The 9,090-nt window shown below is 58.1% G+C and carries 5 protein-coding genes, 2 tRNA genes and 2 rRNA genes; 8 read left to right on the forward strand and 1 reads right to left on the reverse strand.

Going from position 1 to position 9,090, the window contains the following annotated elements:
• Nucleotides 1–49 precede the first annotated feature (49 nt).
• The 8 genes from ACSQ8Y_RS28345 to ACSQ8Y_RS28380 all read left to right on the forward strand — a co-directional run bounded on the left by ACSQ8Y_RS28345 (nt 50) and on the right by ACSQ8Y_RS28380 (nt 7,508).
• Nucleotides 50–126: transfer RNA gene (locus ACSQ8Y_RS28345), tRNA-Ile, on the forward strand.
• A gap of 19 nt (nt 127–145) precedes the next feature.
• Nucleotides 146–221: transfer RNA gene (locus ACSQ8Y_RS28350), tRNA-Ala, on the forward strand.
• 201 nt (nt 222–422) lie between these two features.
• A 23S ribosomal RNA gene (locus ACSQ8Y_RS28355) occupies nt 423–3,297 on the forward strand.
• Nucleotides 3,298–3,435: 138 nt separating this feature from the next.
• A 5S ribosomal RNA gene (gene rrf / locus ACSQ8Y_RS28360) occupies nt 3,436–3,548 on the forward strand.
• A 276-nt stretch (nt 3,549–3,824) separates the two neighbouring features.
• A complete protein-coding gene (locus ACSQ8Y_RS28365) occupies nt 3,825–4,634 on the forward strand; it encodes a CheR family methyltransferase (protein WP_436269712.1) in 810 nt (269 codons plus the stop codon).
• A 7-nt stretch (nt 4,635–4,641) separates the two neighbouring features.
• Nucleotides 4,642–5,157, forward strand: coding sequence for a chemotaxis protein CheD (locus ACSQ8Y_RS28370; protein WP_436269713.1), 516 nt, complete (start codon nt 4,642–4,644; stop codon nt 5,155–5,157).
• Nucleotides 5,154–6,233, forward strand: a complete 1,080-nt coding sequence (locus ACSQ8Y_RS28375) for a protein-glutamate methylesterase/protein-glutamine glutaminase (RefSeq protein ID WP_436269714.1) — start codon at nt 5,154–5,156, stop codon at nt 6,231–6,233. The genes ACSQ8Y_RS28370 and ACSQ8Y_RS28375 overlap by 4 nt, the downstream gene beginning before the upstream one ends.
• A 15-nt stretch (nt 6,234–6,248) precedes the next feature.
• Nucleotides 6,249–7,508 (forward strand): EAL domain-containing response regulator, encoded by a 1,260-nt coding sequence (locus tag ACSQ8Y_RS28380; protein WP_436269715.1) that lies wholly within the window; start codon nt 6,249–6,251, stop codon nt 7,506–7,508.
• Here ACSQ8Y_RS28380 and ACSQ8Y_RS28385 read toward each other — a convergent pair.
• Nucleotides 7,465–8,688 carry a sensor histidine kinase gene (locus tag ACSQ8Y_RS28385; protein WP_436269716.1) on the reverse strand — a complete coding sequence of 408 codons (1,224 nt, stop codon included), beginning with the start codon at nt 8,686–8,688 and terminating at the stop codon, nt 7,465–7,467. The genes ACSQ8Y_RS28380 and ACSQ8Y_RS28385 overlap by 44 nt on opposite strands.
• Nucleotides 8,689–9,090: the final 402 nt, after the last annotated feature.

Raw genomic sequence — 9,090 nt, forward strand, 5'->3', positions numbered from 1 at the left:
ACGCCAAGCGCTCACACTTATCAACTGTTGAAGATTAAAGAACAGCATTGGGGCTGTAGCTCAGCTGGTTAGAGCACCGTGTTGATAACGCGGGGGTCGTTGGTTCGAGTCCAACCAGCCCTACCAGTCTCATTGGTCACACCATGGGGGATTAGCTCAGCTGGGAGAGCACCTGCTTTGCAAGCAGGGGGTCGTCGGTTCGATCCCGTCATCCTCCACCATTACTGTTCAAACGTAAATGCAGACATTTAGGTTTGAGTAGTACCGTTCTTTAAAAATTTGGAAGAAGTAAAGATTTATTATTTTTCGTTCGATCGCAAGATCGAACGTTGGGTAGTGATTGCAATATCAACAAACGCAACAACGTAGTACTTCTTGCTTTATAACGGTTCTTTGTTAGTCGCAAGGGATCAATGTTATAGGGACAAGTGAATAAGTGCACATGGTGGATGCCTTGGCGATTACAGGCGATGAAGGACGTAGAAGTCTGCGATAAGTCTCGGGGAGCTGACAATCAAGCTTTGATCCGAGAATTTCCGAATGGGGAAACCCGGCCTTTTAGGTCATTGCATGCTGAATACATAGGCATGCAAAGCGAACGCGGCGAACTGAAACATCTAAGTAGCTGCAGGAAAATAAATCAACCGAGATTCCCAAAGTAGTGGCGAGCGAAATGGGAAGAGCCTGCACGTTTTAGCATGACGCATAGTGGAACGCCCTGGAAATGGCGGCCATAGAGGGTGATAGCCCCTTACACGAAATGCGATGTGTGGAACTAGGCGTGCGACAAGTAGGGCGGGACACGAGAAATCCTGTCTGAATATGGGGGGACCATCCTCCAAGGCTAAATACTCGTAATCGACCGATAGTGAACCAGTACCGTGAGGGAAAGGCGAAAAGAACCCCGGGAGGGGAGTGAAATAGATCCTGAAACCGTGTGCATACAAACAGTAGGAGCGGACTTGTTCCGTGACTGCGTACCTTTTGTATAATGGGTCAGCGACTTACATTCAGTGGCAAGGTTAACCAGATTGGGGAGCCGTAGAGAAATCGAGTCCGAACAGGGCGCTAGTCGCTGGGTGTAGACCCGAAACCAAGTGATCTACCCATGGCCAGGTTGAAGGTGCGGTAACACGCACTGGAGGACCGAACCCACTAATGTTGAAAAATTAGGGGATGAGCTGTGGGTAGGGGTGAAAGGCTAAACAAACTTGGAAATAGCTGGTTCTCTCCGAAAACTATTTAGGTAGTGCCTCAAGTATCACCATCGGGGGTAGAGCACTGTTATGGCTAGGGGGTCATCGCGACTTACCAAACCATTGCAAACTCCGAATACCGATGAGTGCGAGCTTGGGAGACAGACGTCGGGTGCTAACGTCCGGCGTCAAGAGGGAAACAACCCAGACCGCCAGCTAAGGTCCCAAAGATTGGCTAAGTGGAAAACGAAGTGGGAAGGCTAAAACAGTCAGGATGTTGGCTTAGAAGCAGCCATCATTTAAAGAAAGCGTAATAGCTCACTGATCGAGTCGTCCTGCGCGGAAGATGTAACGGGGCTAAGCCAGTCACCGAAGCTGCGGATATGCGCTTGCGCATATGGTAGGAGAGCGTTCTGTAAGCCTGCGAAGGTGTCTTGTAAAGGATGCTGGAGGTATCAGAAGTGCGAATGCTGACATGAGTAGCGATAATGGGGGTGAAAAGCCCCCACGCCGTAAGCCCAAGGTTTCCTGTTCAACGTTCATCGGAGCAGGGTGAGTCGGCCCCTAAGGCGAGGCAGAGATGCGTAGCTGATGGGAAGCAGGTTAATATTCCTGCACCGTCGTATGATGCGATGGGGGGACGGATCGCGGAAGGTTGTCTGACTGTTGGAATAGTCAGTTTCTGCTTCATAGAAGGCACTTAGGCAAATCCGGGTGCGTAATTCAAGGGAGCGGGACGAGCGCACTAGTGCGTGAAGCAATCGGAAGTGGTTCCAAGAAAAGCCTCTAAGCTTCAGTCATACGAGACCGTACCGCAAACCGACACAGGTGGGCGAGATGAGTATTCTAAGGCGCTTGAGAGAACTCGGGAGAAGGAACTCGGCAAATTGGTACCGTAACTTCGGGAAAAGGTACGCCCCGGTAGCTTGGTCACTTTACTGTGATAGGGCGAAAGGGTTGCAATAAACTGGTGGCTGCGACTGTTTAATAAAAACACAGCACTCTGCAAACACGAAAGTGGACGTATAGGGTGTGACGCCTGCCCGGTGCTGGAAGATTAAATGATGGGGTGCAAGCTCTTGATTGAAGTCCCAGTAAACGGCGGCCGTAACTATAACGGTCCTAAGGTAGCGAAATTCCTTGTCGGGTAAGTTCCGACCTGCACGAATGGCGTAACGATGGCCACACTGTCTCCTCCCGAGACTCAGCGAAGTTGAAGTGTTTGTGATGATGCAATCTACCCGCGGCTAGACGGAAAGACCCCATGAACCTTTACTGTAGCTTTGCATTGGACTTTGAACCAATCTGTGTAGGATAGGTGGGAGGCTTTGAAGCGGTGACGCCAGTCATCGTGGAGCCAACCTTGAAATACCACCCTGGTTTGTTTGAGGTTCTAACCTTGGTCCGTGATCCGGATCGGGGACAGTGCATGGTAGGCAGTTTGACTGGGGCGGTCTCCTCCTAAAGTGTAACGGAGGAGTTCGAAGGTACGCTAATTACGGTCGGACATCGTGATGATAGTGCAATGGCATAAGCGTGCTTAACTGCGAGACCGACAAGTCGAGCAGGTACGAAAGTAGGACATAGTGATCCGGTGGTTCTGTATGGAAGGGCCATCGCTCAACGGATAAAAGGTACTCTGGGGATAACAGGCTGATTCCTCCCAAGAGTTCATATCGACGGGGGAGTTTGGCACCTCGATGTCGGCTCATCACATCCTGGGGCTGTAGCCGGTCCCAAGGGTATGGCTGTTCGCCATTTAAAGTGGTACGTGAGCTGGGTTTAAAACGTCGTGAGACAGTTTGGTCCCTATCTGCCGTGGGCGTTGGAAATTTGAAGGGGGCTGCTCCTAGTACGAGAGGACCGGAGTGGACGAACCTCTGGTGTACCGGTTGTCACGCCAGTGGCATTGCCGGGTAGCTAAGTTCGGAAGAGATAACCGCTGAAAGCATCTAAGCGGGAAACTTGCCTTGAGATGAGATTTCCCGGAGCTTTAAGCTCCTTGAAGGGTCGTTCGAGACCAGGACGTTGATAGGCTGGGTGTGGAAGTGCAGTAATGCATTAAGCTAACCAGTACTAATTGCCCGTAAGGCTTGTCCCTATAACATTGATGGTTGTAGGCGAGAAGTACGCATGTTGTGCGTAGTTGATACGCAATCGCTACAATAATAAATCTTGCTTCCTCCAAATTTTAGAGCGCTGTTGCCCAACAGGGAACAGTGACTCGACCAAGTCAAAGCTTGATGACCATAGCAAATCGGTCCCACCCCTTCCCATCCCGAACAGGACCGTGAAACGATTTTGCGCCGATGATAGTGCTGCAACCAGTGTGAAAGTAGGTTATCGTCAAGCTAGTTATAAGAGAAACCCCCTCCGGTGATCCGGTGGGGGTTTTTTGCGTTTGTGGCTCCCCGTGCCCTTTTTTGTCGCGCTCTATTGCCTGCCTGCAGCACTCGGCCTAGCATGGGGCTTCAAACTGCGATAATGGGAGAGTCATGATAGCGCCGCTGCCGCTCCTTGCCTGGCGTCTCGCGCCGCGCCAATCGGCCGGGCAGGACGGCGAACCGGATGAATCGCAGTTCACGCGATTTTAGCTTGGGAGGGAATTGAATGCGGGACAGTGTTGCAATGTCAGTGGAACCGATCAGCGAGCGTGAATTCTGCCAGTTCCAGCGCTTCATTTTCGAGGTGGCCGGCATTACGCTGGCATCGGGCAAAAAGGCGCTGGTCAGCGGGCGCCTCGCCAAGCGCCTGGCGCACTATCAGCTTGCCAGCTACGGCGCTTATTTCAATATCATCTCCAGCGGGCAGTCGCCGGCCGAAACCCAGACCGCGATCGACCTGCTGACTACCAACGAAACCTATTTCTTCCGCGAGTCCAAGCATTTCGACCTGCTGCGCAAGCTGGCGGCCGAGGCGCTGTCGCAGCGGCGGCCGTTCCGGGTCTGGAGCGCGGCCTGCTCCTCGGGGGAGGAACCGTACAGCATCGCCATGGTGCTGGATGACGTGCTCGGCGCCCAGGATTGGGAGCTGTACGCGTCCGACATCAGTAGCCGGGTGCTGGCGGCCGCACGCACCGGCCACTACACGCGCGAACGCACCAGCCACATTCCGCCGGTTTACTTGAAGCGCTACTGCCTGCGCGGCATCGCCGAGCAGGAAGGCACGCTGCTGGTGGCGAAATCGCTGCGGCAGCGAGTGCAGTTCCACCAGGTGAACCTGAACGCGAATACGCTGCCCAAGTTCGGCCAGTTCGACGTGGTCTTCCTGCGAAATGTGCTGATCTACTTCAGTCCGGAGACCAAGCACCAGGTAGTGGGACGCTTGCTGGCGGCGATCAGGCCGGGTGGCCATCTGCTGATCGGCCACTCCGAAAGCCTGCACGACATGGCGGGGCCGCTGCAGGTGCTGGCGCCGTCTGTCTACCGCAAGGTATGAGGCGGCCGTGTCCATCATCGACGTCTTCCTGCTGCCGGGCGAACATTTTGTCGGCGACGCACGGCACCGGATACGCACTGTGCTCGGTTCCTGCGTTTCGATTACGCTCTGGCATCGGCAGCGCAGGGTGGGCGCCATGTCGCACTTCCTGCTGACCAAGGCCGACAAGGGCGGCATGGCGCAGCTGAACGGACGCTATTGCGAGGGCGCGCTGGAGCTGATGCTGGCTGACCTGGTGCGCGCGGGCGTCGATCCGGCCGAGTGCGAGGCCAAGATATTCGGCGGCGGCATGATGTTCCCCGCCCTGGAGCGGGAAGACGGTACTGGAATAGGGCGGCGCAACGGCGAGACGGCCGAACGCATGCTGGAAATGCACAAGATACCGGTGGTGTCCGAGAGCCTGTTCGGCATCGGCCACCGGCACATTATTTTCAACGTCAAGACCGGCGATGTGTGGGTGCGCCAGGGCCCGCCCGGTGCGCAGCCCACGCCACGCGTCAGGCCGTTGAAGGAGCGCTTATGAAGAAGATCAATGTCATGGTGGTGGATGATTCGGCGGTGGTGCGCCAGGTCGTCACTGCCCTGCTCAACAAGGCGCCCGACATCCAGGTGCTGCACGCGGTGGCCGACCCCATCCTGGCGATGGAGCGGATGAAAACCGTGTGGCCCGATGTGATCGTGCTCGACGTGGAAATGCCGCGCATGGACGGCATCACCTTCCTGCGCAAGATCATGGCTGAGCGGCCCACGCCGGTGGTGATCTGCTCGACGCTCACGGCCAAGGCGGCCAAGACCACCATGGAGGCGCTCGCTGCCGGCGCCGTATCCATCATCACCAAGCCCAAGCTGGAACTGAAGCAGTTCCTCAACGATAGTTCGGATGAACTGGTGGCGGCAGTGCGCGCCGCCGCCGTCGCCAATGTGCGGCGCTTGGCCGGCCGCGCCGCCGCGCCGCTGCAACCGGTCGCCAAGCTGACCGCCGATGCTATCCTGCCCGCAGCCGACGGCCGCGCGATGACGCAGACCACTGAGCGCGTGGTCGCCATCGGCACCTCGACCGGCGGCACGCAGGCGCTGGAAGTGGTGCTGACGTCCTTGCCGCGCGTGTCGCCCGGCATCGTCATCGTGCAGCACATGCCTGAGAAATTCACCGCCGCTTTCGCCGAGCGGCTCAATTCGGTGTGCGAGATCATGGTCAAGGAAGCGCAGACCGGAGACCGGGTTTCCCCGGGCCGCGCGCTAATCGCTCCCGGCGGCAAGCACATGCTGCTGCGCCGTAACGGCGCCCAGTATTTTGTGGAGGTGATGGACGGCCCGCTGGTGAACCGCCACCGGCCTTCGGTCGATGTGCTGTTCCGCTCCGTGGCCAAGTGTGCCGGCGCGAACGCACTGGGCGTGATCATGACCGGCATGGGGGATGACGGTGCAGCCGGCATGCTGGAGATGCGCAACGCCGGCGCCTATACCGTTGCGCAGGACGAGGCCAGCTGCGTGGTGTACGGCATGCCGAAGGAAGCGGTCAAGCGTGGCGGCGTGGAACGCACCGTGGCGCTCGAGCAGATCGGGCGCGAGATCGTACAGCAGTTGAATCACTTCTGATCCCGGGGCGAGCGCATGGCAGACTGGGACAACTGCACCGCGATGGTCGTTGAGGACAGTCCGGTCCAGCGCGACCACATGGCCAGCCTGCTGCGCCAGGCCGGTTTCGGCAAGGTATTGCAAGCTTGCGACGGTATCGACGCGCTGCGCCAGCTGGACGCGCGCGGCCTGCCGGTGGAACTGGTGTTGACCGACCTGGACATGCCGGGCATGGACGGCATCGAACTGATACGCCACCTGCGCGAACTGGAACTGGCGGCCATGCTGGTGGTGGCGAGCGCGCGCGAATCGCGCTTGCGGGAAGCGTCGGCCAGCATGGAGCACGGCACGGCGCGCCTGGCCATGCTGGGCACGGTGCTCAAACCCCTGCACTTCGACATGTTGAGTGAGATCCTGCAGCACGCCGATATGGGCAGTATGCGGGAGTTCGCGTCCAGCGAGTTGCCCGCGCAGGACGAGGTGGCGGCGGCGCTGGCGGCGGGGCAATTCCTGCCCTACTACGAGCCCCGGGTCGAGCTCGCGAGCGGCATGCTGCGCGGCCTCGACGTGTCGCCTTGCTGGCTGCATCCGCGACGCGGCCTGATACGTGCCGCGCGTTTCCTGCCTGCCCTGCACGGTACGGAATGGATCGTGCCGCTGACGGCCGCCATCGCTGACCAGGCTTTGCGCCAGCTGCGCGCCTGGCAGGACATCGGCTTGCTATCGCTGACGATGTCGATCAGACTGCCGGCCGAAACGCTGGCCGACCGCGCCCAGGTCGACGAGCTGAGCGCATTGTCGCGCCAACTCGGACTGGCGCCACATTGCATCATCTGGGAGTGTGCCGAGCCAGTGCTGGCCGGCGGTGCGCCACTCAGTATCGCCAACCTTGCACACCTGAGTGTGCGCGGATTCGGCCTGGGACTGTGCGGCTACCGCGCGGGCCACACCACGCAACAGCAACTCGCGCGCTGTCCGCTGACCGAACTGCGCATCGACCGCGTCATCGTGCATGAAGCGTCGCGGCATCCGCCGCGCAAGGTACTGATGGAGCAAACGATCGCCGCCGCGCACCAGATGGGTATGGCGGTGGTAGCGGAAGGTGTAGAGCTGGAGGCCGACCTGGCGCTGCTGCGCAGCCTGGGTTGCGAACTGGCGCAGGGCGTGCTCGTGGCGGCGCCCATGCCCGGCAGCGCGCTGGCCGGCTGGATCAAGGGCAACCGCCGGCGCCTGAAAGACATGGCCAGCGCGCCTAAGCCGCCCGCATCGGCGCCGTCAGAGGCAGGGTCAACGTAAAGGTGGTGCCGGTGCCGGGCGTGCTGTGTACATCGATGCGGCCGCCCAATATGTCGCTGACGATGTTGTGGACGATGTGCAGCCCCAGTCCTGAGCCGCCCACTCCCAGCTTGGTGGTGAAGAAGGGTTCGTAGATGTGCAGCAGGTTGTCCGCGCTGATGCCTTTGCCGTCGTCGGAAACGGTCATTACCACGTTGTCCTGGTCCTGGTCCTCGTTACCGGAAGCGATCGCAATGGTGCCGTAGGGGCGACCGTCCAGCCCATGGGTGATGGCATTGGCCACCAGGTTGGTGATGACCTGGCCCAGTGGTCCCGGGTAGCTGTCCATCATCAGCGTGGGCGGAATCTCCTGAGTCACGGTATAAGGCGTGCGGCGTATGGTCGGCAGTAGCGTGAGCACATTGCCCGACACGACTTCGGCCAGTAGGAAGGTGCGGCGCTGTGCACTGGTCTGGTCCACTGCCACCTGTTTGAAGTTCGACACCATGTCGGCCGCCCGGTGCAAATTGCGCACCAATACTTCCACGGCCGTATTCGCATTGGACAGGTAACCTTCCAGCACGGATCGGCGCATCGGCTCGCCCTTGCCGAACTGTGCGCGGAATTCGCTGGTCTGATCTTCGAAAGCGCTGGCGATCATCAGGCTGTTGCCGATAGGCGTGTTCAGTTCGTGCGAGATACCGGCCACCAGCGCGCCCAGCGCCGCCAGTTTTTCGTTGTGCACCAGTTCTTCCTTGGCGCGGGTTAGCTGTTCGAACATTTGCTGCAGATCACGGTTGGCCTTGCGCAGTTCCAGATGGGTATTGATACGGGCCAGTACTTCTTCGATCTGGAAGGGTTTGGTGATGTAATCGACGCCACCCGCAGCGAAACCGATCACCTTCTGGCGCGCGTCGGAAAGGCTGGTCATGAAAATGAGGGGGATGTCTTTGGTGTCGTCGCGGGCTTTCAAGCGGCGGCAAGCCTCGAAACCGTCCATGGCCGGCAAGACCACGTCCATCAATATCAGGTCGGGACGGCCGAATTCGGCCCGCATCAGTCCTTCTTCCGCAGTGCGGGCAATCAGGACCAGGAAACCACGGGAGGCCAGATGGTCGAGCAGCGCTGTCAGGAATGAAGGGGAGTCGTCAACGACCAGGATCGTTGGCGGCGTAGTGGCCGGCAGTTCATGTGGGACCATCCTGACTCCTGTCGATAGCTGCTTCGGCAAGTATATTCCAAAAACAGCCTTGCAAGCCTCCGCATGCTTTGCTATAGTTCTGTCCCCGCGCTGCTGAACACACGCAGCGTAGGACAGAAGGAAAAGTAGGGGTTGACGGTAGTAATGAAAAGCCCCATAATCTTCCTTCTTCGCGGCTGACAAACAAAACGCTTTGTCAAACAGTGCCGCAGATCTTTAAAAATTAACAGTCGATAAGTGTGGGCGTTTGATGATGGAGCCCGCGGCGCAAGCCGCGTCTCAAATTATTTAAACGCTCGCACAATATATTAAACGTGACCTTCGAAAGAAGGAATCGTCAGTATTTTGAGTGAGTGATTTTATGCTTAGGCATGAAATCAAGACAAATCCTGAAAAGGATTT

The sequence above is a fragment of the Pseudoduganella sp. LjRoot289 genome (assembly GCF_964252925.1).
Lineage (GTDB): Bacteria > Pseudomonadota > Gammaproteobacteria > Burkholderiales > Burkholderiaceae_D > Rugamonas.

Bases quoted from the DNA above. Each gene is read 5' to 3' on its own strand.
- ACSQ8Y_RS28365 (WP_436269712.1), top strand. From the start codon at position 3,825: ATGTCAGTGGAACCGATCAGCGAGCGTGAATTCTGCCAGTTCCAGCGC.
- ACSQ8Y_RS28375 (WP_436269714.1), top strand. From the start codon at position 5,154: ATGAAGAAGATCAATGTCATGGTGGTGGATGATTCGGCGGTGGTGCGC.
- ACSQ8Y_RS28380 (WP_436269715.1), top strand. From the start codon at position 6,249: ATGGCAGACTGGGACAACTGCACCGCGATGGTCGTTGAGGACAGTCCG.
- ACSQ8Y_RS28385 (WP_436269716.1), bottom strand. From the start codon at position 8,688: ATGGTCCCACATGAACTGCCGGCCACTACGCCGCCAACGATCCTGGTC.